Below are 26,710 nucleotides of genomic sequence, written 5' to 3'. Positions count from 1 at the left end.
CTAAACATACAAATTTTATTTAGCGCCCTTGGCCGGCGTACCGAAAGTAGTAGAAACTATCCACGAGGAGTTAATGGGCAAACCATTACGGATAGCCGGTTTCCAGTTTGGCGAACTATTAATTGCCGCAGTTATGATCTTATTGATCTCAGGTGTAATGTTACCTAAAAAGCGACCGTTGCTTACCTTGCCTGTCTTATCAACCATAAAAGACATAACACCTATGCTTGATTTGTTTTTGAGCGTTGCCAGGTATTTAAACTTCTTTTTGATGTAGGCTATAAAGGCTGCATCGCCGCCTTTAAACTCCGGAGATTGCCGCCGGCTGGTGTAAGTAAACCGCGTACCGGTACCCGTAACGCAATAGCCTGAAACGAATTTGCCATCGCGGTAAAGATCGGTGTAGGTAACTTTTTCGCTGGGGTAGCCGCCGTGCCATTCTCCATCAGGATGGCCGTTTTTTACGGGGCCTTCTTCGCTTATGGCACCTGTTAACATGTTGTAATCCACATAACGGCCATTACCATCGGTAACCAGTGAGGCACCTGTGGTATCCATGCAGCTTACAATACTTACTTTTTCTTCAGGAGATTTAGTGGCGGTTGTGTCATACTCTAGCGTGGCATGCAGTTTACCGTTGGGGTAAAACAGGAACCCAGTGCCTATCAAAGCTCCCTGGGTATAAGTTAAAACCGATTCGCGCTTACCGTTACTGTAGTAAGTTACCGCCTGGCCTTCAAATGTCGGCGGATCAATGGTAGATGACTTACCCATCATTTTGGGCTTGCTGTTGCGGTAAAAATCGGTAATACCAAATAAGGTAGACCCAGAATCGGGTAGGCTAACGGCGCGGATAAAATCGGCACTATCAACCAGGGGCACCTTAGTACCATCGTTGCGGAAGTAAAATACTTGTTGGGTTTTTGCTTTTTGAGCCAGACATAAAGTTGCTGTAAACAAACAGCATACGGCTAATATATACTTCATTGGTTTTAATTCAAATAGATTGGGGCTCCTAATCTATCGAATTAATTTATTATCTGTATCAGGAAAAACTAAAATTGGTTCGTACTTGCGGGCCTCGTCCATTTCCATGTATGCGTATGACATAATAATCACAATATCGCCCACCGCCGCTAAACGTGCTGTAGCGCCGTTTAAGCATATGGTACCGCTTCCACGCTCGCCTTTTATTACATAGGTTTCAAAGCGTGCACCGTTATTATTGTTCACAATCTGTACCTTCTCGTTCGGGATAATGTTTGCCGCCTCTATCAAATCCTCATCAATTGTAATGCTGCCTACATAGTTAAGCTCGGCCTGCGTTACCTTAGCACGATGAATTTTGGATTTTAACACCTCAATAATCATAAAGCAAAGTTAGTAATTAAAAATAACAGCACGTTATCACCGTATTATCACATTATCAATGAGCCGGGTATTGCCTACCCTGGCGGCAACTAACGCCACTATGCTGTTGCTACTGCTGTTAGCTTCACGCAATGTTTCACCATCAGCTATTTCAAAATATTCCAATTGTGTACCAGGTTCATGGCTAATCAATTCGGCGGCCTGCTGCTGAATACTGGTTAGAGACTCGCCACCTTCGAAACCGGCTTTAGCCTGGTTTAACGCTCTGGATAGAACGAGGGAATGCAACCGGTCATCGGCCGTTAAGTGGATATTGCGTGAACTCATGGCCAAACCATCGACCTCACGCTCAATAGGGCACATCACCAGTTTAACCGGCAGCCCAAGTAGGCCAATCATACGGCTTATTACCATAACCTGCTGGTAGTCTTTCTGACCGAAAAAGGCAAGGTCGGGCTTTACAATATCGAACAGTTTATGCACAACCTGCATTACACCCTGGTAATGCCCCGGCCTAAACCTGCCTTCCAGCAGATGCTCCAGTTCGCCTATATCCAAATGCCAGTTTTCATTGTCGGCATACATTTCTGTAACAGCCGGATTAAACAGAACATCGCAACCAGCCTGCTCTAATTTTTGAATATCGGCTTCAATAGGGCGCGGATATTTGTCGAGGTCTTTAGGGTCGTTAAACTGCGTGGGGTTCACAAAGATGCTGCAAACAACTACGCTGGCCTGCTGCTGCGCCTGCGCCAGTAAGGAGAGGTGCCCCTGGTGCAAAGCACCCATAGTGGGCACAAAACCAACAGTTTTACCAGCACTTTTCAGCTGATGCAGGTATTGGCTAACCTCGTTTTTGGTGGTAAAAATTTTCAACTATTGTATAATTAAAAAAAGTGGGCAAAGGTGTGTAATTACTTTATGAAAACCAAAAGTACTTGCATAATTCATTGATAGTTCATAAGATAATGTGTATATTTGCACACTCAAAAATTTTTTTTGACTTCTTACATATAACTTAATTTTGATACAGAGATGGGTAAATCTAAGCTTTTGTTCATAACTCATGAAATGTCTCCCTTCCTTGAACTCACCAAAATTTCTGAAATAACCCGCCAGCTGCCCCAGGCCATGCAGGATAAGGGTTTTGAAATTCGCATCCTGATGCCGCGTTTCGGGAACATTAATGAGCGCCGGAACAGGCTGCATGAAGTGATACGTTTGTCGGGAATGAATATCATTATTAATGACAATGACAATCCTTTAATTATTAAAGTAGCATCAATACCTGCGGCCCGTATGCAGGTGTATTTTCTGGATAACGAGGAGTACTTTCAACGCAAGCATGTGTTTGGCGACAAAGACGGTAAATTTTACGCCGACAACGATGAGCGCATGATTTTCTTTTGCAAAGGCGCACTGGAAACGGTTAAAAAGTTAGGCTGGTCGCCAGATGTGGTACATTGCCACGGTTGGATGAGTGCTCTTGTGCCGGCTTACCTGAAAACCACTTATAAGGATGATCCTACTTTTAAACACTCAAAGGTAGTTTACTCTATATATGAAAACGCCTTTACAGACGTTTTAAACGCTGAATTTGCCCAAAAAGCAGTAATGAGTGACATGACCGAGCAAAACACTGAGTTATTTAAACCAGGTACTAACAACGCCCTTCACCAAGGTGCTGTACAGTATAGTGATGCGGTAGTATTGGCAAGCGAAACTATTGACACTGAAGTGTTAAATTATGTTAAAAACAGCCAAAAACCGGTTTTAGAATTTAATTCGACTGCTGATTTCGAAAATTATTACAATTTTTACGACGAAATTACCAACGACGAATTGGTGAACGTTGCATAAGATTTGAAAGTAAATATGAAATTTATAAGACTAGACTTATTAACCTTGTTGATAAGTCTTTTTATTTTAGGTAGCTGTAAAAATCAGAATGAAGTTGGTCTCCCGGTGGGCGATCAGCAACTGAATGGCTCCTTGCTGGTTTATGATAATATCGTGGTAAAAACGGATACCGATAACGTATCAACTGCATCAAACCCCGCCCAAACTCCGTTAGCCTCGTTTAACGACCCGGCTTTAGGACTTACTGATGCCAATATTGCCAGCAGCCTTAATTTACCAACGGCTGCGGCATCGTACACTGTACCCACAGGCACTATTACTACCGATTCGGTAATTATGGAGCTGCGGTATACACAGGGTTTTTACGGAGATACGTTAAACTCAAGGTATAAAGTTAATGTATACCAGCTGGATGAAAAGCCTAGTCCCAGTCAGCTTTATTATGCCAACAAAGAATGGAAAGTAAAGACCACCTTATTAAATGATCCGGCCAGAACAGGCATTTTCAATGCGCGCCCTAATACAAAAATTAAGGTTACTCAAATTGTAAAAGGCGGTAAGGACACGCTTAAGAATATTGCTGCACACATAAGAGTTCCGTTAAACAAAACGTTTATCCCCGGCTTCTTGTTTAATACGCCTACGGCCGTTACCTCCAACACTGCCTTTCAGAATGCGACTAATGGCATATACCTTGATCTTGAACGCAGCCAAACTTCTGAGATTGGTGGCACTATGATGGTAAACCTCGACTCGAGCAGTGTAAAAGTGTATTACCGCGTAAACAATGCCGGGGCACTTGATACGGGTGTAGTAACGCTGCCTTTTAACGTAAGCGCTGCAGAGGTAAGAAATAAGTATGCCGATTTGAGAAATTATTCAGCTGAGGTTAAAAGTGCCATCAGCAGTACCACGTCTAACGACGTGTTCTATTTACAGGGATTAGCCGGTTTGCGTGCAAAACTTACCTTCCCTAACGTAAAAACGATGTTTGGTGCGGGGGTTGACCTCAACACCATAGCCATTAACCGTGCCGAGCTGGTCATTACGGCCAAGCCAGGTACAGATATTCCTTTTGCGCCGCAACCCTTATTAACGTTGTACAGGTTAGATTTAGCCAAGCAACGGCAACGGGTGCCTGATGCTAATGCTACTTATAGCTCAACAAGCGGCCTTACACCGCTCGACGCCCGCTTTTTCAGTGCGGCTGCTTTTGGCGGCGAGTACAGAAGCGATAAAAAAGAGTATCACTTCTTACTGACTGGTTACCTTCAAGACTTACTCAAAGGCAAACTTGAGAATGAGGGCCTGTATGTAGGCACAATCGACGTCACAAACCGCCTTTCTGTTGGGGTGGTTGATGTAGCGCCAACCATAGCCACAGCTGGCAGAACCATAGCGGTAGGCAGCGACAAGAGCTCGCCGTACAGGATTAAACTCAACGTTATTTACACTAAGAACAACTAAGTTATACTGATAATAACTATGGCATAAAAAATCCCCGCACAACGGGGATTTTTTATGCCATAGTAAATTTGAAACATTAGCGGTAACTTTGCTTTTACAGCATACCATTTTTAGCTGTTTACACATTATATTAAACTCATTTTATGTGCGGAATTGTAGGTTACATAGGCTATAGAGACGCCTACCCTATTATAATCAAAGGCCTGCACCGGTTGGAGTACCGGGGATATGACAGCGCCGGCGTAGCATTGCTGGATAAAGACTTAAAGGTTTATAAAAAGACCGGTAAGGTTAGCGACCTCGAAGACTTCGTTAAAGGCATTGAAATGAAGGGATCATTGGGCATGGGCCATACACGCTGGGCCACACACGGTGCGCCAAGTGACCGTAACTCACACCCTCACTCATCGGGCAACCGTAAGCTTTCTATCATACACAACGGTATTATTGAAAACTATGCGGTAATTAAAGAGACCCTGCTAGCAAAAGGCCACATATTTAAAAGCGATACCGATACTGAAGTACTGATTCATTTTATTGAAGACATACAGCAGGAAACCGGCCTTGAACTGCGCGAAGCTGTGCGTATTGCGCTTAACAAGGTGGTAGGCGCTTATGCTATTGTAATTATGAGTGCCGATGAGCCAGACCAGCTTATTGCAGCACGCAAAGGTAGCCCCATGGTAATTGGTGTTGGCGAAGGGGAGTACTTTATAGCCTCAGATGCTACGCCTATTGTAGAGTACACTAAAAATGTAATCTACTTAAATGATAACGAGATTGCTTACATACGCCGCAATGATCTGCTGATTAAGAACATTGACAACACCGTTCAAACGCCATATATACAACACCTCGAGCTACAGCTCGAAATGCTGGAAAAAGGCGGTTATGAACACTTTATGCTCAAAGAAATTTACGAGCAACCCCGTTCTATACGCGATTGTATGCGCGGCCGCATCTATCCAACCCAAGGCAAAGTACAACTGGGCGGTATAAAGGAATATACAGATAAGCTGAAAAACGTAGATCGCATCATCATTGTTGCCTGTGGTACCTCATGGCATGCGGGCTTGGTGGGCGAATATTTAATTGAGGAGTATGCACGTGTACCTGTTGAGGTAGAGTATGCTTCTGAATTCAGATATCGGAACCCCATTATAAGCGAGAAGGACTTGGTAATTGCTATCTCGCAGTCGGGTGAAACAGCCGATACCATGGCCGCAATTGAGCTGGCTAAGGAGAAAGGCGCTACTATATTCGGAATTTGCAACGTGGTGGGTGCTTCTATTCCGCGTATTACACACGCGGGTGTATACACGCACGCTGGACCTGAGATTGGTGTAGCGTCAACTAAGGCATTTACGGCACAGGTAAGTGTTTTAACGCTTATAGCGTTTTACATTGCACAGCAACGTGGCGCTATAACCCGCAACAAACTGGTTGAACTGTTAACAGAGCTTGATGAGATACCTGAACTGGTTGAACGTGCCCTTAAAACTAATGAGCATATTGAGAAAATAGCCGAAAAGTTTAAGAACAGCAACAACTGCTTGTTCCTGGGCAGAGGCAGCTCGTTCCCGGTGGCCCTGGAGGGCGCTTTAAAGCTTAAGGAGATCTCTTACATACATGCCGAGGGTTATCCTGCTGCTGAAATGAAACACGGCCCTATCGCCTTAATTGACGAAGATATGCCGGTTGTGGTAATTGCAACCAAGCACTCATCTTACGAGAAGGTGATTAGCAATATACAGGAGGTAAAAGCGCGTGGCGGCCATATCATAGCTATTGTAACCGAAGGAGATACCGAGGTAAAAAGCATGGCCGACTATGTAATTGAAATACCACCAACCGCCGAGCCTTTTGTACCTTTACTGGCCACTATACCGCTGCAATTATTGGCTTACCATATTGCCGTAATGCGTGGCTGTAACGTTGACCAGCCACGTAACCTGGCCAAATCGGTTACGGTAGAATAATCTAAAAGGCGATCACATTCTGATCGCCTTTTTTTATAAAGATTTTGCCAATAGATTTTATTGATAGATATTTGTCACGTCAATCAAAATCATCTATGACCATTACTCAGCTCGAATACATAGTAGCCGTAGATACTTATAAGAGTTTTATACTGGCCGCCGAAAAGTGCTTTGTTACACAGCCTACCCTAAGTATGCAGGTGCAGAAGCTGGAAGACATGCTGGGAGTAAAAATATTTGACCGCGCGCGTCAGCCCATTTCGGCTACCGAGGTTGGAGCCGAAATTATAGCTCAGGCCCGCGTAATGCTGGCCGAGAGCTATAAGATTAAAGAAATTGTTACCGACCGGCAAAAGGAGCTGTCGGGCGATTTGAAGATTGGCATTATCCCAACCATTGCCCCTTACCTGTTACCCCGAATTATTACCCGTTTTGTTGAAAAGTACCCGCAGGTTAAGTTGGTTGTTTGGGAGCAAAATACCGAGCAGATTATCCAGCAATTAAAAATGGGCGTAATTGATTGCGGTATTCTTTCTACCCCGCTACATGAAAACGCGCTGACTGAAATACCGGTATTTTACGAGAATTTTGTAGCCTATACATCCAAAGCCAGTAAGCTTTACAAAAAGAAAAACATTAGCCCGGAGGATATTGACGTAGAAGAGTTGTGGGTATTGGATGAGGGCCATTGCATGCGCGAACAGGTATTAAATATTTGCCAGCGGCGCAAATCAACCAAAGGCTTTCAGCACTTTGAATATAATACCGGGAGCGTAGATACATTGAAACGGATGGTAGATCAGAATAACGGCGCCACCATTTTACCCGAACTGGCTTTAGACGATCTGAATGAAAAGCAGATGGACCGGATACGCTATTTTAAAGCGCCTGAACCGGCCCGTGAAGTTAGTATTGTGATACAACGCAACTTTCTAAAACGCCGTATAATTGAAGCCTTAAAGAACGAGATACTACACTTTATACCTAAAAAGCTTCGCACTAAAAAGAAAAAGGACGTAATAGATATATAAGCAGTAAAGACTTATTTAGGTAACACCTCATTCGGTAAGTGGTCGTCATCTGCCGGGTCTAATTCCTTAGAGTCCTCATTTACGCGTAGTTCATACAGATCTTCTTCGTCCTGCATCTCATCGTCAAATGCATCGTCATCATCATCGGCCAGGCTTTCTTCTGATGGATCGTGTGGCGTGGCCATAGCCCGGTAGGCTATAATATCCTGCCAATCGGCAGCTTGTTCCATAGTAACTATCATAATACAGGCTTTATTGTTGAACAGTAACAAGCCGGCAAATGTTTATGTTTAGTGTGCTTATTAATGCGTGACCAATAAGCAAGCATTGAAACAAGCCCCGTCGCAAACAAAAAAAGACCAGCCAGCGCCAGTCTCTTTTCTATTCACAATTGTTTTAAAATGCTTATTTTGCTGCTATGCCGGCCTCGGCCACTAACAATAACAATGCTCTTTGCGTTGCCTGGTATCCTTTATCGTCCAAAAACCATTCGTTCAGTGCGTGTGCACCGCCCGATTTACCTCCACTGCCAATAGTAACGGCCGGAACGCCCCTGGCAATAGGAATGTTAGCATTGGTTGAGCCAACGCCCAGTATAGCACCGGTATTAAAATAACTGGTAGCGGCAATAGCACGCTGCACAAAAGGAGTAGCCGGGTCCTCAACACCCGATGGGCGGTCACCTACCATTTTTACGTCAACAGTTAAATCTGGCCCCATACGTTTCATCTGGTTTTCTTCTTTCAGGGCGCGTTGCACGGCATCCTGCAACAGTTTATCAATACCGGCTACACGCTCGGGGCTTTCCGAACGCATATCTACTTCCATCCAAGATTCAAACGGAATTGAATTTACAGAAGTACCGCCGCCTATAACACCCACATTGTAGGTTACGCGCTCACCGGGTTGGCGCGAAAATTTATCGGCATCTAAAGCCCAGTAGTGTATAGCACGGCCCAAAGCATTATGCGGGTTAACCAGCCCAAAGGCACCTGATGAATGCCCGCCAGGCCCTTTAAAGGTGATATGGTAACGATGTGAGCCCAAACCACGGTGTACAATACGGTCCATACCGGTTCCATCAACAGCAATGTAGGCATCAATCTTACCGGGACCTTTATTACTAAACAGGTTCTTCACGCCACGCAAGTCGCCAGGGCCCTCCTCGCCTACGGCGCCAATAAACAGCACATCAGCATCGGTTTCGATATTTTCCTTTTCTACAGTTTTCAGCACGGTTAATACTACGGCCAGGGCGCGGGTATCATCAGCAATACCGGGCGCATACAGTGTGTCGCCTTTATGCTTAATTTTCACATCTGTGCCTTCAGGGAACACCGTATCCAGGTGCCCTTCCAACACTACAACCTTTTTGCCGCCGCCTTTGCCTTTACGCCGTGCAATTACATTACCTACGTTATCAATCCAAACCGAATCGGCACCGGCTGCTTTTAGCATCTCCGCATACTTTTTAGCCCGCTGCATTTCTTGGTAAGGAGGCGCAGGTATCTTAGTAAGCAGCATATGATCCTGCAGAGTTTGCGGCTGCTTATCTACAATGGTTTGAAAGGCTTTCTTAATTGCAGCCTTGTTGGCAATAGTGTTGATTTGTTGGATATATACTTTGCCGGCTACGGTTGTTTTATAGGAGCCAGGAGCTTCCTCCTGGCCAAAAACCAAAGTTGTGGCTACTGCCGCCGCAACAGTTAGTGATGTTTTAAATAAAAGCTTTCTCATTTTCTTTTAAGAAGTAATTACATTAATGTTAATTGGCTGGCTTCTTCCCCGCTGTATCATTAACTATTCTTTTCCATGCGTCCATTGTTAAAATAACCATTCCTCCCTTAGCCATATCCCAACTAGAGACATAATTTTTAGACAGTACATAATGTGTTTTCCAATCGGTTATGTTTTTATAGAGCATCAGCGTGCATACATCAGTTGCTGTGATAAAATCGCCGGTTTCTGGTTGATGATTATGCACACCAGCAGTTTGCCCATCGCCGTGCTTGGTCTGCATAGGTAAAATATTTCTGTGCAGCTTCTTTTTACTCAAGATATTATTGGATTGATCGAACTCAATCAAGTAGTCGTTGCCAAATACAATAACATTACTTACCGTTGGTCCCGTCAATATATACACTCTTTTAAAGCCATTATAAATAAGAGGTATGAAATTCAGATTTGTGTTTTGATACCTTTTAAATGAAGTATCAGTTTTTGAAGTTTCAATAGCTTTACTACGAAGCACAACTAACTCATTTTCCGCGCTAGTTAATTTACGTGCAATAGTATCTATTTTGTAATGGTTTAAATCGAAGCTGTAATCAAAAGTAATTGTTGATAACACATCCGGACTGTCGCCTTTGTTGAAGAACACATTTTTAACACTGTTACCATCATCATAAGAGATGTAGCCTCCTATTTGTGCTTGTTTATGTTTCAACTTAGCTAAAAATATATCTGTACCATGCCAGGAGGCCATCTCTGAGTTATAAATTCGTTTTGCTTCCTGCTGTATGCTGTCAGCAATAGCATTAACATCTTTCTTTTGAGCTTTGGCGCTAAAACCAACAACAAACAAAACGCTTAAAAACGTAAAAATTTGCACTTTCATAAACATCCTATTAAGCAGCTTATTTCCCCTTACCCGCCATATAATCCAGTGTTAAATTACATAGGGCTTTTACACCCAGGCCAAAGCCGCTTTCATCTATAAAGAAGTCGGGTGTGTGGTGGGCGGCGGTTTTGAGCGGATCCTGCCCTTTGGGCATACCACCTAAAAAGATAAACAAGCCGGGTACCTTTTCCTGAAAAAAGCTAAAATCTTCGGCACCGGTTACTGCAGGGCGTAACAGTACATTAGCGGCACCGGCGGTTGCCTGTAAGGTAGGCAGCATTTTTTCGGTTAGCTTAGGGTCATTATAAGTTACCGGGTAACGGGTACTCAGCGGAATCTTTACCTCGGCTGTAGCTCCGGCTGCTTCGGCAGTTTTGGTGGCTATGGTTTTAACCCGCTCTATTAGCATCTTTTCATCCTCAGCACTCAAAGCACGTAAGGTACCCATCATGGTTACCTGTTCGGGTATAATGTTAGAACGGTTACCGCCATTGATAGCACCTATGGTTACCACGCCTGCATTTTCGGTAACGTTTAAATTACGGCTTACAATGGTTTGCAAGGCGTTAATGATCTGCGCCGAAACTACTATCGGGTCTACACTGCTCCATGGGTAAGCGCCGTGCGCCTGTTTACCCTTCACGATGATTTGCATATCATTTACTGCGGCCATGGTACCACCAGGGCGATAGGTGATCTTACCAACCTCAGTTTGGGCATTAATATGCAGACCAAATATGGCATCCACCTTGGGGTTTTGCAACACGCCTTGCTTTACCATCAATTCCGCCCCGCCTTCCTCGCCAAACGGCGGACCTTCCTCAGCAGGCTGAAAGATGAATTTTACAGTACCACGTAAATCACTCTTCATGGATGCAAGCACCTCAGCTACCCCCATCAGGATAGCCACATGTGTATCGTGCCCGCAGGCGTGCATTACGCCTACCTCTGCATTATTGTAAGTTGCTTTAACTTTGGATGCAAAGGGCACCGGTGTTCGCTCAGTAACAGGCAAGCCATCCATATCGGCCCGCAGGGCTACTACGGGGCCGGGCTTACCGCCTTTCAAAATACCCACCACACCTGTTTTGGCTACCCCAGTTTGCACATCTATCCCTAAAGATTTTAGATGCGCCGCAATAATACCCGCCGTACGTGTTTCATGATTACCTAACTCGGGATTTTGATGAAAATCACGCCGCCAGGCTACCAATTTAGGTTGCATTGCATCGGCTCTTTTTGCGGCTGCAGTTTTGAGCGCATCTGTTTGTGCAAAGGCGGAACTGGCACTTAGTAAAAAGGCCAGGAAATAAATTTTTTTCATATCTGCGATTTGGCCTTTAAGATATGAATTTTGCAGATGTATGAGCCAGCTTGGTTGTAATTAGTGCGGGGTTACTGCTTACGGAAATGGAAATTGTACGCTGCCCGTAAACCGGCTATTGGTTTACTGTTGTAACTAAATTTATCAAAATTACCATGAACCGATAACTCAAAGTTGTAATTCGGTTTATTAAACACACGATAACCGGCACTGGCTGTTGTGCCAACCCCATTATAAAAATCGTTACCCACCCAAAAGAATGGACCTGCTGTAATGAAAGCCCGATTGGTTATATAGTATTTGGCCGAAATGCGTGCAGATACATACTCATTTACCTCGTGAACGGAAATTGCAGGCTCGACAGCCCACTTATTTAACACGCGTATATTACCTAATAAGCTAATGCCGGGGTGCAACTGATTGTCATACTCATGGAAGGTCTTATTAACACCCAGGGTGAACCCCAATGAGCTTCGAGCTTGGCCGTATGCACTACCTGCCATGAGCAAATTTGCTAATACTAGTACTTTAACCCGTAGCTGCATGTTGAATTTTTGTTGATGACGCACAAACGGTAGTTGATGTTACAATTTTAACCAAAAAAGAAAAGGGGCTTGAAGCCCCTTATGTTATATTATCATTATTAAATGCTTACTTAATACTTAGCATATCAATAGTAAACACCAGCACTTTGTTTGCTGGTATAGTACCCCTGCCCTGCGGACCGTAAGCCAATGCAGATGGCACCATAAGTAAAAGCCGCCCATTGGTATTAATTTTTTGCAAACCTATCTTCCACCCTTCAATAACGTTACCATTTACTACGGTGGTGAAGTTGCCGCTATCAAAAGTGGTACCATCGGTAAACTTGCCGGTATAGTTTACATTTACGGTTGAAGTTGCGGTAGGATAAGCACCTGTACCAGGCGTTAAAACAGAATAGTAAACACCAGAAGGATCTCTTGTTGCTACAATTTTATTATCATTAATATATGACTTTATCTGTGCCTCATCAAACGCAGCTTGTTGTTCAGCATAATTAACATCTTCTTTCTTACTGCATGCCGCCAGTACAAAAACGAGCATGCTACAAATTATTAATAGCTTTTTCATCCCTGATAACTAAACAGTTGTTTTAATATTCAATTCCTTCATTTGTGCCTCTGCAATTACCGACGGAGAGTCGATCATCACATCGCGGCCTGAGTTGTTTTTAGGGAAGGCGATCACATCGCGGATAGAATCCAATCCAGCAAAAATGGAGCACAGCCTGTCGAAACCCAAGGCAATACCACCATGTGGCGGCGCACCAAACTCAAAGGCATCCATCAGGAACCCGAACTGCTTTTGTGCTTCCTCAGCGCTAAAGCCTAAATGCTTAAACATTAAGGCTTGCAAATCGCGGTCGTAAATACGTATAGAGCCACCACCTACTTCGATGCCGTTAATCACCATATCGTAAGCGTTAGCACGTACCGAACCCGGCTCTGTATCCAGCCTGGCAATATCCTCAGGCTTTGGTGAAGTGAACGGGTGGTGCATGGCATGCCAGCGGCCGCTTTCTTCATCAAATTCCAGCAGCGGAAAATCAAGCACCCAAAGCGGTGCAAATACTTCTTTGCTGCGCAGGCCTAAACGGGTACCCATTTCCAGGCGCAGCTCGTTCATTTGTTTGCGTACCTTGTCTGTTTGTCCGGCCAATATCAACACTAGGTCGCCCGGTTGGGTATCAAACGCGGCCGACCAGCCTTTAAGTTCTTCCTCGTTGTAAAATTTATCAACCGATGATTTTAACGTACCATCATCATTGTGGCGCATATAAATTAAACCGGTGGCGCCAATTTGCGGGCGTTTTAACCACTCGGTCAGCTCGTCAATCTGTTTGCGGGTATAGCCGGCCGCACCTTTGGCGTTAATACCTATTACCAGTTCGGCATTATCAAACACGCTAAAACCTTTGTTTTTTACCAGATCATTCAGCTCCACAAACTGCATCCCGAAACGTACATCTGGCTTATCAGAACCATACAAACGCATGGCATCGGCATATTGCATACGCGGGAAATCGCCCAGCTCAATACCTTTTATGGTTTTGAACAAGTGGCGGGCCATACCTTCAAATATGTTCAGGATGTCTTCCTGTTCAATAAACGACATTTCACAGTCAATCTGTGTAAACTCGGGCTGGCGGTCGGCACGTAAATCCTCATCACGGAAACACTTTACAATCTGAAAATAGCGGTCGAAACCACTTACCATCAGCAATTGCTTAAATGTTTGCGGTGATTGTGGTAGAGCGTAGAACTCGCCCGGATTCATGCGGCTTGGCACCACAAAGTCACGAGCCCCCTCGGGTGTAGATTTGATCAATACCGGGGTTTCTACTTCAATAAAATCTTTAGCATCTAAATATCTACGAATCTCCTGCGCTATTTTGGAGCGCATAATCAGATTGTTGCGTATAGGGTTACGGCGTAAATCCAGGTAACGGTATTTGGCGCGCAATTCCTCACCACCATCGGTTTCGTCCTCAATTAAAAACGGAGGTATCTTGGCCTGGTTAAGTATATCTAAAGCTTCAACGGTAATTTCAATATCACCGGTTGGTATTTTAGTATTTTTGTTGGTGCGTTCCAGCACTTTGCCCGTAACTTTAATTACAAATTCGCGGCCAAGGCTGCGGCCGGCATCGCGCAGAGCAATATCACTATCGTTGTTTAAAACTAACTGGGTTAAACCATAGCGGTCGCGTACGTCAATAAAAGTAGTTCCGCCCAAATCGCGCGATTTTTGCACCCATCCGCATAGGGTTACTGTTTCACCTAAATTACTGAGGTTTAATTCGCCACAAGTATGAGTTCTAAGCATAGTACCAAATTTATAAAGTTTGCAAAAGTAGTTTTTTGATTTTGCATTTGGTACTTTTTATGGCTTTACATTTTGGCTTGCAACATGCGTTTATGCTTAAAAAGCATTAGTTTCACTGCTTTAATTGCTGTACCATGTCTAAAAGCCGCTGGGTAGTATTAAGCGCTGTTATTATTGTAATTATTGCCGGCTTAGCCTCGCGTAAAGTTGCCTTTATACCGCTGTGGGTGGGCGATACCCTATGGGCGTTGATGGTTTACTTAATGGTTCGCTTCCTGTTTATAGAACGAAGTATTGGCAAGGTGGCTTTAATAAGCTTGGCTTTTAGCTTTGCTATAGAGTTTAGCCAGTTATACCAAGCCGAATGGATTAACCGTGTAAGAAATACTGTGCCCGGCCACCTTATTTTAGGCAGGGGATTTTTATGGGGCGATTTACTGGCTTATATACCGGGCGTGCTGTTAGGCCTCTTTATAGACGCGCTTGTCTTTAAGAAACAACACGTAAGTAAATGAGGTTTAACCTAAAGCTACTCAATCTTTAACTATGCTTTTGCAACTTTAAGCTGCGTTAAATTGTCATAGTTAAAATTGATCAGATCTACCAGGTCAATTTCCAACACTTCAGAAATACCAACTAATCTATTGATGGTAATATTACTATACCCAAGCTCAATTTTGCTGTAGGCATTTTGCGAAATATCAAGCTTAGCTGCCAGATACTCCTGCGTATAATTACGAAACTCACGTAATTTTCTAATATTGGCTGCTACCGCTTTGGTTTTTGCGTCACACAATGCTTTCATGCATTTAAAGGCTAAATATTTGGATTAGTATACGTACAGCTTATAATTCACAAAGTGGTACGTAATTGTACATGTTCTATAACATCGAATTGCCAAATGTGTGTTATCGAATTTACACCTTGTAGTTTTAAAGTGATTTTATTTAGCGATGGTTTTTACAAGAGTAGAAGCGATAAACGTTAGTAATTTGGTAGTTGAGGTAGCAATGCCAACTACCAATACTTAAATAAAAAAGGCAGACACTTTGATAAGGTCCGCCTTGTGTTTTTAACTAGCTGTTTGATCAGTAAAGTAGCTGGTCATATGGGTATCGCTCAGTATGAATAGCTATTACTTTATCATACAGCAACTGCCTAAACTCATCTACGTTCTCCTTTTTTAACGCCGAAATGAAGATTGCCGGACTATTATGACTAGCCATCCAACTGTGTTTAAATTCTTCGAGCGTAAGTGCTGGGGCCGGATCTTCCGGATGTGTAGGTACCGGCTGGTAGGCATCTATTTTGTTAAACACGGTTATAACCGGTTTATCAATAGCGCCTATGTCTTTCAGCGTCTCGTTAACGGTATTCATATGATCCTCAAAGTTAGGATGCGATACATCCACTACGTGGACCAAGATATCAGCCTCGCGTACTTCATCCAGGGTAGATTTAAAGCACTCTACCAGATGGTGAGGCAACTTACGGATAAACCCTACCGTGTCTGACAGCAGAAAAGGAAGATTTTCGATCACCACTTTCCTAACCGTTGTGTCCAGCGTGGCAAATAGCTTGTTCTCGGCAAACACTTCCGATTTAGAGATCATGTTCATGATGGTTGATTTACCTACGTTGGTATAACCTACCAACGCTACGCGTACCAGCTGAACACGGTTTTTGCGTTGTGTTTCGTTTTGCTTGTCTATCTGCTTTAACCTGTCTTTCAACAGCGATATCTTGTTCAGGATCAAACGACGGTCGGTCTCAATTTGCGACTCACCCGGACCACGCATACCAATACCACCCTTTTGGCGCTCCAAGTGGGTCCATAAACGGGTTAAGCGGGGTAACAGGTATTGCAACTGGGCCAACTCAACCTGGGTTTTAGCCTGTGCCGTTTGTGCCCTGCCAGCAAAAATATCCAGAATGAGGTTACTGCGATCTAGTATCTTTACCTGCAGTTCCCGTTCAATATTACGCAATTGCGATGGCGATAGTTCATCATCAAACACCACCATATCTATTTCTTCGGCTATTACATAGGCCTTTATCTCTTCCAGTTTACCAGAGCCCACAAAAGTTGCACGGTCCGGCCGTTGCATACGTTGCGTAAAAGTTCGTATCGTTTTGCCACCTGCAGTGTCTACCAAGAACTCCAACTCCTCTAAATACTCTTTCTCCTGTGCTTCGGTTTCATTTGGTGTAATGATACCTACCAGCACAGCGGTTTCCTGCTTGATAGCAGTATCATAAAATTTTTGTTTCATTAACAGTAATATAACAATGTAAATGCCAAGGTTGTAAAACCGGCTAAGTTGCAGGTATTAAAGTTGTTTTGGTGCCAAAATAGCAGTTAGAACCAGCCTATACTTAACCCCTCTTTTTGGCGAGGAATGAAGCAACCCATGCTTAATACATTTCATGTTCGCAAGGCAACCTGAACGCCCGCTTTACCAAACCTTGGTGTAATAAGAACCCAATTCATCTGCTCAATTGTATTCAGGAATACTAAATACCAGAAGGAAAAGGCACTTACCTTAACTCCTTTACAAACTCTTCCATTGCCGCACCGGGGTTGGGTTGACGCATGAAGTTTTCACCTATCAGGAAACCGTTAAACCCTACCGCTTTGAGCTGTTTGATAACGTGGGTACTGCTAATGGCGCTTTCGGATATTTTAAGGAACTGATTAGGGATGTGCTCCACCAATTGAAATGACGTATCAACCGAAACCGAAAAGTCGGCCAGGTTACGGTTATTTACACCAATGGCGTCCAGGTTATCGTCCAGGCTGCGTTCCAGCTCTTCACGGTTATGCACTTCCAGCAAAACGTTCATGCCTATGCCCTTGGCCAGCGCCGCAAACTGCTTTATCTCGGCTGGAGTAAGTATGGCTGCTATAAGCAAAATAATATCGGCACCAAGTGTTTTAGCCTCTACAATCTGATACTCATCAATCATGAAATCCTTGCGCAGAATGGGTACATAGCTAAATTTGGCCGCGTGCAATAAATCAGTTTTGCTGCCGCCAAAAAAGTGTCTGTCGGTTAAAACCGATAAAGCAGACGCGCCTGCATTTTCATACGCGCGGGTAACCTCGGTTACTTTTACCTGATCGTTGATAACCCCTTTTGATGGTGATTTGCGCTTAAATTCGGCAATGATACCGGTACGCTCAGGATCCAGCAAAAAATCGCGAAAGGATAACGGCTCACGTAAAAACAGGTCGCGTTCTTCCAATTGCGTGTACGAGGTAACTATTTTAGCTGCTGCTACTTCTTTCTTTTTACGCAGCACTATTTTATCTAATATCGTCATCTTTTATGTATTCGTCATTTCGGGGCACGAAGCAATGACGTTATTTATTTTGATTAATTACTAGCAGCTTAACCAGTTTCGCATCATTTCTTTCCCGTACTCCGTTAACACCGACTCGGGGTGAAACTGCACGCCGCGAACATCAAGCGTTTTATGGCGCAGGGCCATAATAGAGTTGTCCTTTTCGTCTACAGCGGTAACGGTTAGTTCCGTAGGTAAGCCTTCTTTTGATACTACCCAGGAGTGATAGCGGCCTACACTAATCTGCTCGGGTAAACCGGCAAACAGCGGCTCATCTATATCGGTAACCTTAACAGGTGTTGATATGCCGTGCATAGGCCTGCTCAGGTTATATAACCTGCCGCCAAACACCTCAGCAATAGCCTGCTGACCCAAACATACACCAAAAATACTTTTAGTAGGCGCGTATTTACGTATAACATCAAGCAGCAAGCCCGCTTCAGATGGTATGCCCGGCCCAGGCGATAGAATGATCTTGTCAAATTGATCCACGTCTTCGAGCTTAAACTGATCATTACGCCATACCTCACACTCCAAGCCCAACTCGTTAACCAAATGCACCAGGTTATACGTAAACGAGTCATAATTATCTATAATCAGCACTTTTCCCTTAAAAGGTAGCGTCTTATTTTCTATATCTTTATTCAAGCTCATTGCTTATATCTTACAATATTAATATCTTTTCTTTAACACTTGTACCAAGATCCATCGGCTTGTACCTCCACACTATAACTCACCCGCCATTTGAATGGCCTTACGTAAAGCAGCTACTTTGTTATTCACTTCATTCAGCTCGCTTTCGGGTATTGAGTCGGCCACAATACCAGCACCTGCCTGGTAGTGCAAAACATTGTTCTTGCTTAATAGGGAACGTATCATAATGGCGTGATTAAAATCGCCGTTAAAGCCGAGGTAACCAATGGCGCCGCTATAAAAGCTCCGCTTGATGTTTTCGTTCGCATCGATAATTTCCATAGCCCTAAATTTTGGCGCACCGCTCAGCGTACCGGCCGGAAATGTATCGGCTACTATTTTAAACGATGAAACATCGGGTCTTAGTTTACCGCTTACGTGAGATACCAGGTGAATTAAATGCGAGTAATATTGCACCTGCTTAAAGGCCTTTACCTCCACCTGCTCACAATGGCGGCTCAGGTCGTTACGGGCCAGGTCAACCAGCATCACGTGCTCGGCCGATTCTTTTGGGTCGTTTTCCAGCGCACGGGCAGCTTCAGCATCTTTCTCATCATTACCGCTGCGTTTAAAGGTACCGGCAATGGGGAAAATACTGGCGATACGATTTTTGATGGTAATTTGCGCCTCGGGCGATGAGCCGAAGATGCGGAAATCACCGTAATCAAAATAAAATAGATAAGGCGAGGGATTAACCGAGCGCAAAGCCCGGTATACATTAAACTCATCGCCAGCAAAGGTTTGCGAAAAGGCACGTGACGGCACAATCTGGAAAACATCACCACGATAAATGTGCTGTTTCATCTTTTCCACAATATCCATAAAACCTACATCGGTAAGATTGGATTGCTCCTCGGCCTTAGTTTGAAAGTGGTATTCTGGAAAATCCTTACTTTTTAACAGGTACTCCATTTTTTCCAGGCCTTTATCATCGGCATCTTCACCATATTGGTTCTCAAAAATGTACAGCTCGTTCTTGAAATGATCAATCGCTATCAGGTAGCGGTATACATGGTATTGCATTTCGGGTATCTGCCGCACATCATTTTCAACCTTCTTAAGGCGAATGGTTTCATAATGCTCAACCGCCTCATGCGTAAAGTAGCCAAATAGGCCGTTAGAAATTATCTTAAGCGGCAGGGCTTCGGTCTCAAAGCGTTTTAAAAATTCGTCTATCTGGCGCACCAGGTTAAACTGGCCCTGCTCCTGTACCTGTTGGCTGCCGTCCGGAAACTTTTGTGTTAATACACCTTTACTTAAAGTTAGGCCGGCTATGGGCTCACAGCATATATAGCTCATGCTGTTATCGCGGCTATGGTAGTCTGAGCTTTCCAGCAGCAGCGAGTTGGGAAAAATATCCCGTAGCCGCAGATAAATGCTTACCGGTGTAGTGGTATCAGCAAGCAGCTTTTTATAGGTAGTAGTTATTTTAAACGTTTGCATTATTGATAAATAGTATAAAACAAAAAAACCCGGCGTGGTTGGCGCCGGGTCTCAAATCAGGTTTATAATTGCTTAATCTTTTCTAACTAATAAACTAACCGGGCTGCCTTATTACTTAGGTGCCACCAAATCAGATTATGTAATTGTTTTGTCATAAATACAAAGGCAAATATAGAAAGAAAAATGAGGTTACAAACTTTTTGTGAAATTAATTTTCAATGCATGCACAATAATTTTAGAATTAGTGCATTACAATAAATTGCCAGCCTCAAATTAACCGCTAATGCCTAAAAATGGCCGTTGGCTTTGTATAATAGCCACTACTATAATTATTGTTGCCAGTAAGTAAAAGATGGCAATTGCACGGTGCTTAGCCTCGGGCAAGGTTGCCTTTTTGGAACGGCTATGGCCAATGGTAATTAATATAATTGCAAACAGCATCATGGCAATATGCTCTACCGTCCAATAACGGGTCGTAGCTTCTTTCATGGTGTTGCTGCCAAATTGTACAAACGGGCTGATGAAGTAAAGAACCAGCCCAATCAAGAACTGGGTATGTGCCGATATCATGGCAAACATATATAGCTTGCGGTTTCCTTTAGTGTAAGCTTTACGGCCCAGCCATCCTACTAAAGCAGTTAAAATAGCTACCACAATTAATACTAAAACCACAAACCTGAAGCCTGAGTGCAGATACCTTAAAATTTCGTAAGCCGACATATGATAATTTTTTGGCAAATATAGGATAAAATAGAGCGACGCCGATTTTTTGATGAATTTGATGTAACAATCCGGCTATTATTAAAAGTCTTCTATCATTTTAGCTGCTTAATTAAATATATTTAAACCGATTAACTCAAAAACTGCAAAATGAAGAAATTTTTACTCGCTTGTTTTGCCCTCCTGATTACCCATTTAAGCTATGCCCAGGAAACTTTCCCGGTTAACGGCTCATGGGATATAAGGTCGGGGCAGTACGCCTTCACCAATGCAACCATTGTTGTAAGTGCAAGCCAAACCATTAACAATGGCACACTGGTTATTAAAGACGGCATCATAGAGTCGGTTGGTACCGGCGCAGTACCCAAGGGCTATGTGGCTATTGATTTAAAAGGTAAATTTATTTACCCAGGTCTTATAGATGCGTATACAACCTACGGTATACCCGAGGCTCCACGCCAGGCCATGGGAGGCTTTGGTGGCGGCTTTAACCGCGTTTCAACTCCGGTGTCAACCAAACCCGGCCCTTACGCCTGGAATGATGCCATACGCCCTGATGTGCAAGCCCGCAAAATGTTTCATGTAAACACCGCCCGTGCCGATGAGTTAAAACGCAATGGTTTTGGCGCCGTACAAACACTGGTACAAGACGGTATTGCCCGAGGCACCTCAGCCGTATTAACCTTAGCTGATGCCAGCGACAACGAGGTACTGATTAAAGATGAAGTTGCGGCACATTATTCATTTAGCAAAGGTACTGCGGCCACCAATTATCCGTCATCATTAATGGGTAGTATTGCGTTGCTGCGCCAAACCTATTATGATGCACAATGGTACAAAGGGCAAAGCAAAGAGTATAATATTTCGTTAGCCGAGTTTAACCGCACACAGACACTGCCGCAGATTTTTGAGGTAGGCGATGTACAAAGCATACTCCGTGCCGATAAAATAGCCAAGGAGTTTGGCAAGCAATACATCTATAAAACAGACGGACAAGAGTACCAGCGCATTGATGCAGTAAAGGCTTTAAATGCAAGCTTCATTATTCCGTTAAGCTTTCCTGCTGCTTTTGATGTGGAGGATGCTATAGAGGCACGCAATGTGAGCTACGCACAGTTAAAAAACTGGGAACTGGCTCCAACTAACCCGGCCGCTTTAGAAAAAGCCGGCATCCGCTTTGCCCTAACATCAGCAGGCTTAACCAACGCCCGCGATTTTTGGACCAACCTGCGTACAGCCATCACCAACGGACTGAGCGAGAAGCAAGCACTGTTATCGTTAACTGAAATTCCGGCCGCTATGCTGGGTGTGAGCGATAAGGTAGGCACTTTAGCCAAAGGCAAACTGGCTAACTTTGTGATCACTTCAGCCAATTTGTTTAAAGCCGATAATGTAATTTATGAAAACTGGGTACAAGGCCAAAAATTTGTAGTATCCAAAATGGATGTAAGCGACCTGCGCGGCACTTATACTTTAAGCGGCAGCGGCCTGGCTGGTACCACTTTAATAATTGGTGGTACACCCGGCGCTTACACTGCCAACATTAACCGCACCGGTGCCGATAGCGCCCGGGCCCAAGGCACCATTGTTCGCACCGGCGATCTGGTGAACTTATACTTCGACTTAAAAAACAAGCCATCGGGCAACATTCGCCTAAACGGTTATATTACTTCGTTATCACCTGTTACCTTAAAAGGCGATGGTATATTGCCCGATGGCAGCGCTGCTAAATGGACCGCAACTTATACCGGCGCCGCCACCGGCGGCTTTGGTGGCCGCGGCGGCCGAGGCCCGGGTGCCGATCAAACGGCCAAAGCGCCTGTTGTTGGTCCTGTTGTTTATCCGTTTGCAGCTTTTGGCAACACAAAAGTACCTACCACCGAGACCACCTTGTTTAAAAATGCTACCGTTTGGACCAACGAAAAAGAAGGCGTCCTGAAAAACGCTGACGTACTGATTGAGGGCGGTAAAATAAAAGCAGTAGGTAAAAACCTTGCTGCTGGTAGCGCTAAGGTGATTGATGCTACCGGCAAACATATTTCAGCTGGTATTGTGGACGAGCACTCGCACATTGCGGCCACAAACGGCATTAACGAGGGCACACAATCGGTAACTTCCGAAGTTCGTATAACCGACGTAATAGATGCCGAAGATGTTAACATTTACCGCCAGTTGGCCGGTGGTGTTACTACATCGCACATTTTGCATGGTTCGGCGAACGCTATCGGCGGTCAAACCCAGTTAATCAAGCTTCGTTGGGGTGTACTGCCCGAGCAGTTAAAGTTTGAAGGCAGCGATGGTTTCATCAAATTTGCCCTGGGCGAAAACGTAAAACAAAGTAACCGCCCGCAGCAGTTTGGCGATGCCAACGTGCGTTTCCCGCAAACCCGCATGGGTGTTGAGCAAGTGTATATTGATGCCTTTACCCGTGCTAAAGAATACAAAGCGGCACGTGCCGCCAAAAACAGCACCACCCGCCGCGATCTGGAACTGGATGCATTGGTTGAAATTTTGGATGGTAAACGTTTTATCACCTGCCACTCTTACGTACAATCAGAAATCAACATGCTGATGCACGTGGCCGATTCTATGGGCTTTAAGATCAACACCTTTACCCACATTTTGGAAGGCTACAAGGTAGCCGATAAAATGAAGGCCCGTAAAATTGCCGGCTCTACGTTTTCAGACTGGTGGGCTTATAAAATGGAAGTGGCAGAGGCTATTCCGTACAACGGCAAGCTGATGCACGAAGTAGGCGTATTAACCGGCTTTAATTCTGATGATGCCGAGATGGCCCGCCGCCTTAACCAGGAAGCAGCCAAAGCGGTTACCTACGGCATGATGAGCGAAGAGGAGGCGCTTAAACTGGTTACCCTTAACCCGGCTAAAATGCTGCATGTGGATAACCGCATTGGCAGTATCAAACCAGGCAAGGATGCTGACCTGGTTTTATGGTCGGCCAACCCGCTTTCTATTTACGCTGTTGCCGAAAAAACTTATGTTGATGGCATCCCTTACTGGGACTATGCAAAGGATGGCGACCGCCAAAAAGCGATGAAAGCTGATGAAGGCCGCATCATTCAAAAAATGATCGAATCTAAAAGCCGCGGTAACGCTACACAGCGCCCGGCCTTTCAACGCCCGCGTTTATACGAGTGCGAAGATATTGAAGACGCAGCCTACGTAATAGCCGACGATTATAACCGCATGAACCAAAATCAAACTAACGTTCAAAAAGCGCAGCATTAATCCCTCATTATAATCATCATGAAAAAGAAATTAGTTTTAAGTTTTGGAGGATTGATGCTGAGCGCTGTCCTCGCGTTTGGCCAGGCTAACATTATGCCGGCCAAGCCACAAGCAGGCCCTGTTGTAATTACAGGGGCAATTATACATGTAGGTAACGGCAAGGTGATCAGCAATGGTTACATTGCTTTTGATAAAGGCAAAATAACCGCCATTGGCGAAGGAACTGCCCCTAACACGGCAGGCGCTACAATAGTAAATGCTAACGGCAAGCAAGTATACCCTGGTTTTATATGCCCTATCACTTCATTAGGTTTGGTGGAGTTTGAATCGGTAAGGGCTACAGACGATGAAACCGAAACCGGCGAATTAAACCCGCATGTACGTTCATTAATTGCCTACAATACCGACTCTAAGGTTATACCAACCGTTCGTTCAAACGGTGTGTTGCTGGCACAGCCTACGCCACAAGGCGGCACTATGCCTGGTCAATCATCGGTAATGATGCTGGATGGCTGGAACTGGGAAGATGCCGCATACAAAAAAGACATCGGCATTCACATGACCTGGCCGGTAGCGCGTGCTGCCCGCGGTCGGCGTGGTGGTTTTGGCGCTCCGGGTGGAGCTCCGCAAGAGTCGCCTGCTGAGCGCGCGCAAAAAGCTATTGATGGGTTCGTTAGTCTCTTCTCGCAAGCGAAAAGCTACGCGGAGGCCAAACCAGCGGTAACCAATGTACGCCTGGCCGCTATGGTAGGTTTATTTAATGGCACCAAAAAGCTATTCATCAATGCTGATGGCGCTAAAGAGATTATGCAGGCAGTAAACTTTGCCAAGCAATTTGGTGTACAGGCCGTAATTGTTGGTGGTCGCGAATCTTACCTGGTTACCGATATCCTGAAAGACAACAATGTACCGGTTGTAATCAAAGAAACCCAAGCCCTGCCCGATAAGGACGAAGACGATGTTTACCTCCCCTACAAATTGCCGCACCTGCTGCAGGAAGCCGGCGTAATGTATGGCTTAACGGGTACCGGTTTCTGGCGTCAGCGCAATTTGCCTTTTGAGGCAGGCCAGGCGGTGGGTTACGGCTTAACCAAAGAGCAGGCTGTATCCATGATTACCCTTAACAATGCCAAAATATTAGGTATCGATAAAACAACCGGCACCTTAGAAACCGGCAAAGACGCCAACCTCTTTATTTCAACCGGTGATGCCCTGGACATGCTTACTCTGAACGTAGAAAATGCCTACATACAAGGCAAAAGCATAAGCTTAGACAACCTGCATAAGCAACTATACAAACGCTACAGCGAAAAGTATGGATTAAAGGCAAATGTGAATTAAGGGGGGGTACAGCGTACCAATCTTTAAACGAGAAAGGCTTGCCGGTGGCAAGCCTTTCTCGTTTAAAGTGTAATTTAACAAAGCTGTTATCAGGGTATCATTTTCGAGTGCTAGCAAGAACACTTTTTAAATCGATAGGTGCTCCGGAGGTTTGCGGCTTACGCCGGAAAGCTGAACTTGCCCATTAATATTGCCGGGTTTGTACCAATGGAAACAGGCTCACCCGCAACCGCCTCATTGGCCAGCAAGGCGAACAAAATAGCCTCTTTAGCATCTGCGTTAATGCCTATAATATTGGTATCTGCAATTTGCACCGCAGGGAAAGCCTTGCGAAGATGATTAACAAGACAGGTATTTTTCGCCCCACCTCCGCTAAGCAGTAATTGGGTGATATTATCAGCAACATTGGCTTTAACAAAATTGATGATACCTTCTGCTGTAAATGCCGTTAATGTGGCCACCAAATCTTGGGGCTGGATACCTAACGTATCTGATTTTTGCTGAGCCTCCTGCACATATTGTTTACTGAACAACTCTGGTCCTGTTGTTTTGGGTGCTGGCTGGGTAAAAAACGGGTGCTGTAGCAATTGTGTTAAAAGGGGTTGGCTTACACGACCACTGAGAGCTATGCGCCCACCGTTATCATAAGGCTGGTTAAAGTATTTTTGACAGGCAGCATCGATCAAGGTATTGCCGGGGCCTACATCTGTGCAGATGATATTCTGTTTATTGGCTGGCAACCAGGTAAGGTTAGCTATACCACCAATGTTAAGCAGTATCCTGTTTTGGTGTGGATGACTGCCCAGCAACACATCGCCGTACAATACCAGCGGCGCTCCCTCGCCGCCGCCGGCCACATGCTTTTGCCTGAAATCGCTGATGGTTATAACGCCGGTTTTTACCGCTATGTGATCAGCATCGCCTATTTGAAGGGTAGCATTAGGGTAGCCTGCCAGCCCGTGCAGGCGCTGCGGTGCATGGTAAACAGTTTGCCCATGACTGGCAATCAGATCTACATCACCTGCCTGGTATCCCCAATGCTGTAACATGTTACTTACATATTCACCATGCAGGCTGCCAATGCTGGCATTGAGCAGGCATAGTTTTTCGAGGCTAACTTGTTTTTGTGCAAATACCTCCCGAACATCCTGCCTGAAGGTATCCATATAGGCAACAGTAGCAAAATCAAGTAATTCGAACGTGGTATTAAAACCGCTGCCACTAATCCGGCACAAGGCAATATCCAGCCCGTCAAGCGAGGTACCCGACATGAGGCCCACAATTATTCGCTCAGGCTTTTGAGCGATAGTAAACAGCTTGCTTAAATTGGCATTCAGCATACGCTAAGGTAGGTAAAATCATATCCTCAACATCTACACTATACTTACTTAAATAATTG

24 protein-coding genes are annotated in these 26,710 nt (G+C 44.6%); 7 read left to right on the top strand and 17 right to left on the bottom strand.

Going from position 1 to position 26,710, the window contains the following annotated elements; genetic code table 11:
- Positions 1-15: 15 nt before the first annotated feature.
- The 3 genes from ABDD95_RS01445 to panC are packed head-to-tail and all read right to left on the bottom strand — an operon-like array spanning position 16 to position 2,247.
- Positions 16-987: a hypothetical protein gene (locus ABDD95_RS01445; protein WP_345950126.1), complete on the bottom strand. Its 972-nt coding sequence runs from the start codon at positions 985-987 to the stop codon at positions 16-18.
- Between the two features lie 33 nt (positions 988-1,020).
- A complete protein-coding gene (panD, locus tag ABDD95_RS01440; RefSeq protein ID WP_345950125.1) occupies positions 1,021-1,371 on the bottom strand; it encodes an aspartate 1-decarboxylase in 351 nt (116 codons plus the stop codon).
- 36 nt (positions 1,372-1,407) lie between these two features.
- The gene (gene panC / locus ABDD95_RS01435; protein WP_345950124.1) at positions 1,408-2,247 is read right to left on the bottom strand and encodes a pantoate--beta-alanine ligase; all 840 of its coding nucleotides are present in this window, start codon (positions 2,245-2,247) and stop codon (positions 1,408-1,410) included.
- 159 nt (positions 2,248-2,406) lie between these two features.
- Between panC and ABDD95_RS01430 the strand changes: the two genes are divergently transcribed.
- The 4 genes from ABDD95_RS01430 to ABDD95_RS01415 all read left to right on the top strand — a co-directional run bounded on the left by ABDD95_RS01430 (position 2,407) and on the right by ABDD95_RS01415 (position 7,708).
- Complete coding sequence (locus ABDD95_RS01430) at positions 2,407-3,231, top strand: glycogen/starch synthase (RefSeq protein ID WP_345950123.1); 825 nt, start codon at positions 2,407-2,409, stop codon at positions 3,229-3,231.
- A gap of 15 nt (positions 3,232-3,246) precedes the next feature.
- Positions 3,247-4,698 carry a hypothetical protein gene (locus ABDD95_RS01425; RefSeq protein ID WP_345950122.1) on the top strand — a complete coding sequence of 484 codons (1,452 nt, stop codon included), beginning with the start codon at positions 3,247-3,249 and terminating at the stop codon, positions 4,696-4,698.
- A 143-nt stretch (positions 4,699-4,841) separates the two neighbouring features.
- Positions 4,842-6,677 (top strand): glutamine--fructose-6-phosphate transaminase (isomerizing), encoded by a 1,836-nt coding sequence (glmS, locus tag ABDD95_RS01420; RefSeq protein ID WP_345950121.1) that lies wholly within the window; start codon positions 4,842-4,844, stop codon positions 6,675-6,677.
- A 95-nt stretch (positions 6,678-6,772) separates the two neighbouring features.
- Entirely contained in the window at positions 6,773-7,708 is a 936-nt protein-coding gene (locus ABDD95_RS01415) for a LysR substrate-binding domain-containing protein (protein WP_345950120.1), read from the top strand.
- 11 nt (positions 7,709-7,719) lie between these two features.
- Here the strand turns inward: ABDD95_RS01415 and ABDD95_RS01410 are convergent, their stop codons facing one another.
- The 7 genes from ABDD95_RS01410 to aspS all read right to left on the bottom strand — a co-directional run bounded on the left by ABDD95_RS01410 (position 7,720) and on the right by aspS (position 14,520).
- Complete coding sequence (locus ABDD95_RS01410; protein ID WP_345950119.1) at positions 7,720-7,950, bottom strand: hypothetical protein; 231 nt, start codon at positions 7,948-7,950, stop codon at positions 7,720-7,722.
- Positions 7,951-8,113: 163 nt separating this feature from the next.
- The gene (locus ABDD95_RS01405; protein ID WP_345950118.1) at positions 8,114-9,445 is read right to left on the bottom strand and encodes a M20/M25/M40 family metallo-hydrolase; all 1,332 of its coding nucleotides are present in this window, start codon (positions 9,443-9,445) and stop codon (positions 8,114-8,116) included.
- A gap of 28 nt (positions 9,446-9,473) precedes the next feature.
- Positions 9,474-10,325 carry a hypothetical protein gene (locus ABDD95_RS01400; protein ID WP_345950117.1) on the bottom strand — a complete coding sequence of 284 codons (852 nt, stop codon included), beginning with the start codon at positions 10,323-10,325 and terminating at the stop codon, positions 9,474-9,476.
- A 19-nt stretch (positions 10,326-10,344) separates the two neighbouring features.
- Positions 10,345-11,652, bottom strand: coding sequence for an amidohydrolase (locus ABDD95_RS01395; RefSeq protein ID WP_345950116.1), 1,308 nt, complete (start codon positions 11,650-11,652; stop codon positions 10,345-10,347).
- 71 nt (positions 11,653-11,723) lie between these two features.
- Positions 11,724-12,155 carry a hypothetical protein gene (locus ABDD95_RS01390; RefSeq protein ID WP_345950115.1) on the bottom strand — a complete coding sequence of 144 codons (432 nt, stop codon included), beginning with the start codon at positions 12,153-12,155 and terminating at the stop codon, positions 11,724-11,726.
- 148 nt (positions 12,156-12,303) lie between these two features.
- Positions 12,304-12,738 carry an FKBP-type peptidyl-prolyl cis-trans isomerase gene (locus tag ABDD95_RS01385; RefSeq protein ID WP_345950114.1) on the bottom strand — a complete coding sequence of 145 codons (435 nt, stop codon included), beginning with the start codon at positions 12,736-12,738 and terminating at the stop codon, positions 12,304-12,306.
- A 36-nt stretch (positions 12,739-12,774) separates the two neighbouring features.
- On the bottom strand, positions 12,775-14,520 hold the full coding sequence (gene aspS, locus ABDD95_RS01380; protein WP_345950113.1) for an aspartate--tRNA ligase: 1,746 nt from the start codon (positions 14,518-14,520) through the stop codon (positions 12,775-12,777).
- A 134-nt stretch (positions 14,521-14,654) separates the two neighbouring features.
- Between aspS and ABDD95_RS01375 the strand changes: the two genes are divergently transcribed.
- Entirely contained in the window at positions 14,655-15,035 is a 381-nt protein-coding gene (locus ABDD95_RS01375; protein ID WP_345950112.1) for a DUF2809 domain-containing protein, read from the top strand.
- 29 nt (positions 15,036-15,064) lie between these two features.
- Here ABDD95_RS01375 and ABDD95_RS01370 read toward each other — a convergent pair whose 3' ends face one another.
- The 6 genes from ABDD95_RS01370 to ABDD95_RS01345 all read right to left on the bottom strand — a co-directional run bounded on the left by ABDD95_RS01370 (position 15,065) and on the right by ABDD95_RS01345 (position 20,721).
- Entirely contained in the window at positions 15,065-15,325 is a 261-nt protein-coding gene (locus ABDD95_RS01370; RefSeq protein ID WP_345950111.1) for a helix-turn-helix transcriptional regulator, read from the bottom strand.
- A 283-nt stretch (positions 15,326-15,608) separates the two neighbouring features.
- Positions 15,609-16,793 carry a GTPase HflX gene (gene hflX / locus ABDD95_RS01365; RefSeq protein WP_345950110.1) on the bottom strand — a complete coding sequence of 395 codons (1,185 nt, stop codon included), beginning with the start codon at positions 16,791-16,793 and terminating at the stop codon, positions 15,609-15,611.
- Positions 16,794-17,058: 265 nt separating this feature from the next.
- Positions 17,059-17,844 carry an indole-3-glycerol phosphate synthase TrpC gene (gene trpC, locus ABDD95_RS01360; RefSeq protein WP_345950109.1) on the bottom strand — a complete coding sequence of 262 codons (786 nt, stop codon included), beginning with the start codon at positions 17,842-17,844 and terminating at the stop codon, positions 17,059-17,061.
- A 60-nt stretch (positions 17,845-17,904) separates the two neighbouring features.
- Positions 17,905-18,519, bottom strand: coding sequence for an aminodeoxychorismate/anthranilate synthase component II (locus ABDD95_RS01355; RefSeq protein ID WP_345950108.1), 615 nt, complete (start codon positions 18,517-18,519; stop codon positions 17,905-17,907).
- Between the two features lie 72 nt (positions 18,520-18,591).
- The gene (locus ABDD95_RS01350) at positions 18,592-20,001 is read right to left on the bottom strand and encodes an anthranilate synthase component I family protein (protein ID WP_345950107.1); all 1,410 of its coding nucleotides are present in this window, start codon (positions 19,999-20,001) and stop codon (positions 18,592-18,594) included.
- A gap of 273 nt (positions 20,002-20,274) precedes the next feature.
- Positions 20,275-20,721 (bottom strand): cytochrome B, encoded by a 447-nt coding sequence (locus ABDD95_RS01345; RefSeq protein ID WP_345950106.1) that lies wholly within the window; start codon positions 20,719-20,721, stop codon positions 20,275-20,277.
- A gap of 150 nt (positions 20,722-20,871) precedes the next feature.
- Here ABDD95_RS01345 and ABDD95_RS01340 point away from each other — a divergent pair, with 150 nt between their 5' ends.
- Together ABDD95_RS01340 and ABDD95_RS01335 are read left to right on the top strand one after the other, a co-directional pair.
- On the top strand, positions 20,872-23,970 hold the full coding sequence (locus tag ABDD95_RS01340; RefSeq protein WP_345950105.1) for an amidohydrolase family protein: 3,099 nt from the start codon (positions 20,872-20,874) through the stop codon (positions 23,968-23,970).
- 18 nt (positions 23,971-23,988) lie between these two features.
- Complete coding sequence (locus ABDD95_RS01335) at positions 23,989-25,311, top strand: amidohydrolase family protein (RefSeq protein WP_345950104.1); 1,323 nt, start codon at positions 23,989-23,991, stop codon at positions 25,309-25,311.
- Between the two features lie 158 nt (positions 25,312-25,469).
- Here the strand turns inward: ABDD95_RS01335 and ABDD95_RS01330 are convergent, their stop codons facing one another.
- Positions 25,470-26,651 (bottom strand): anhydro-N-acetylmuramic acid kinase, encoded by a 1,182-nt coding sequence (locus ABDD95_RS01330; protein WP_345950103.1) that lies wholly within the window; start codon positions 26,649-26,651, stop codon positions 25,470-25,472.
- Positions 26,652-26,710: the final 59 nt, after the last annotated feature.

Origin of the sequence: Mucilaginibacter sp. PAMB04274 (assembly GCF_039634385.2) — a bacterium.
In the GTDB taxonomy this organism is placed as follows: Bacteria; Bacteroidota; Bacteroidia; order Sphingobacteriales; family Sphingobacteriaceae; genus Mucilaginibacter.
This window is presented reverse-complemented; position numbering and strand designations above follow the sequence as displayed.

What these genes read in the sequence shown, in the direction of transcription:
- ABDD95_RS01445 (WP_345950126.1), bottom strand. Translation starts at nt 987, where the DNA reads ATGAAGTATATATTAGCCGTATGCTGTTTGTTTACAGCAACTTTATGT.
- panD (WP_345950125.1), bottom strand. Translation starts at nt 1,371, where the DNA reads ATGATTATTGAGGTGTTAAAATCCAAAATTCATCGTGCTAAGGTAACG.
- ABDD95_RS01430 (WP_345950123.1), top strand. Translation starts at nt 2,407, where the DNA reads ATGGGTAAATCTAAGCTTTTGTTCATAACTCATGAAATGTCTCCCTTC.
- ABDD95_RS01425 (WP_345950122.1), top strand. Translation starts at nt 3,247, where the DNA reads ATGAAATTTATAAGACTAGACTTATTAACCTTGTTGATAAGTCTTTTT.
- glmS (WP_345950121.1), top strand. Translation starts at nt 4,842, where the DNA reads ATGTGCGGAATTGTAGGTTACATAGGCTATAGAGACGCCTACCCTATT.
- ABDD95_RS01415 (WP_345950120.1), top strand. Translation starts at nt 6,773, where the DNA reads ATGACCATTACTCAGCTCGAATACATAGTAGCCGTAGATACTTATAAG.
- ABDD95_RS01410 (WP_345950119.1), bottom strand. Translation starts at nt 7,950, where the DNA reads ATGATAGTTACTATGGAACAAGCTGCCGATTGGCAGGATATTATAGCC.
- ABDD95_RS01405 (WP_345950118.1), bottom strand. Translation starts at nt 9,445, where the DNA reads ATGAGAAAGCTTTTATTTAAAACATCACTAACTGTTGCGGCGGCAGTA.
- ABDD95_RS01400 (WP_345950117.1), bottom strand. Translation starts at nt 10,325, where the DNA reads ATGAAAGTGCAAATTTTTACGTTTTTAAGCGTTTTGTTTGTTGTTGGT.
- ABDD95_RS01395 (WP_345950116.1), bottom strand. Translation starts at nt 11,652, where the DNA reads ATGAAAAAAATTTATTTCCTGGCCTTTTTACTAAGTGCCAGTTCCGCC.
- ABDD95_RS01390 (WP_345950115.1), bottom strand. Translation starts at nt 12,155, where the DNA reads ATGGCAGGTAGTGCATACGGCCAAGCTCGAAGCTCATTGGGGTTCACC.
- ABDD95_RS01385 (WP_345950114.1), bottom strand. Translation starts at nt 12,738, where the DNA reads ATGCTCGTTTTTGTACTGGCGGCATGCAGTAAGAAAGAAGATGTTAAT.
- aspS (WP_345950113.1), bottom strand. Translation starts at nt 14,520, where the DNA reads ATGCTTAGAACTCATACTTGTGGCGAATTAAACCTCAGTAATTTAGGT.
- ABDD95_RS01375 (WP_345950112.1), top strand. Translation starts at nt 14,655, where the DNA reads ATGTCTAAAAGCCGCTGGGTAGTATTAAGCGCTGTTATTATTGTAATT.
- ABDD95_RS01370 (WP_345950111.1), bottom strand. Translation starts at nt 15,325, where the DNA reads ATGAAAGCATTGTGTGACGCAAAAACCAAAGCGGTAGCAGCCAATATT.
- hflX (WP_345950110.1), bottom strand. Translation starts at nt 16,793, where the DNA reads ATGAAACAAAAATTTTATGATACTGCTATCAAGCAGGAAACCGCTGTG.
- trpC (WP_345950109.1), bottom strand. Translation starts at nt 17,844, where the DNA reads ATGACGATATTAGATAAAATAGTGCTGCGTAAAAAGAAAGAAGTAGCA.
- ABDD95_RS01355 (WP_345950108.1), bottom strand. Translation starts at nt 18,519, where the DNA reads ATGAGCTTGAATAAAGATATAGAAAATAAGACGCTACCTTTTAAGGGA.
- ABDD95_RS01350 (WP_345950107.1), bottom strand. Translation starts at nt 20,001, where the DNA reads ATGCAAACGTTTAAAATAACTACTACCTATAAAAAGCTGCTTGCTGAT.
- ABDD95_RS01345 (WP_345950106.1), bottom strand. Translation starts at nt 20,721, where the DNA reads ATGTCGGCTTACGAAATTTTAAGGTATCTGCACTCAGGCTTCAGGTTT.
- ABDD95_RS01340 (WP_345950105.1), top strand. Translation starts at nt 20,872, where the DNA reads ATGAAGAAATTTTTACTCGCTTGTTTTGCCCTCCTGATTACCCATTTA.
- ABDD95_RS01335 (WP_345950104.1), top strand. Translation starts at nt 23,989, where the DNA reads ATGAAAAAGAAATTAGTTTTAAGTTTTGGAGGATTGATGCTGAGCGCT.
- ABDD95_RS01330 (WP_345950103.1), bottom strand. Translation starts at nt 26,651, where the DNA reads ATGCTGAATGCCAATTTAAGCAAGCTGTTTACTATCGCTCAAAAGCCT.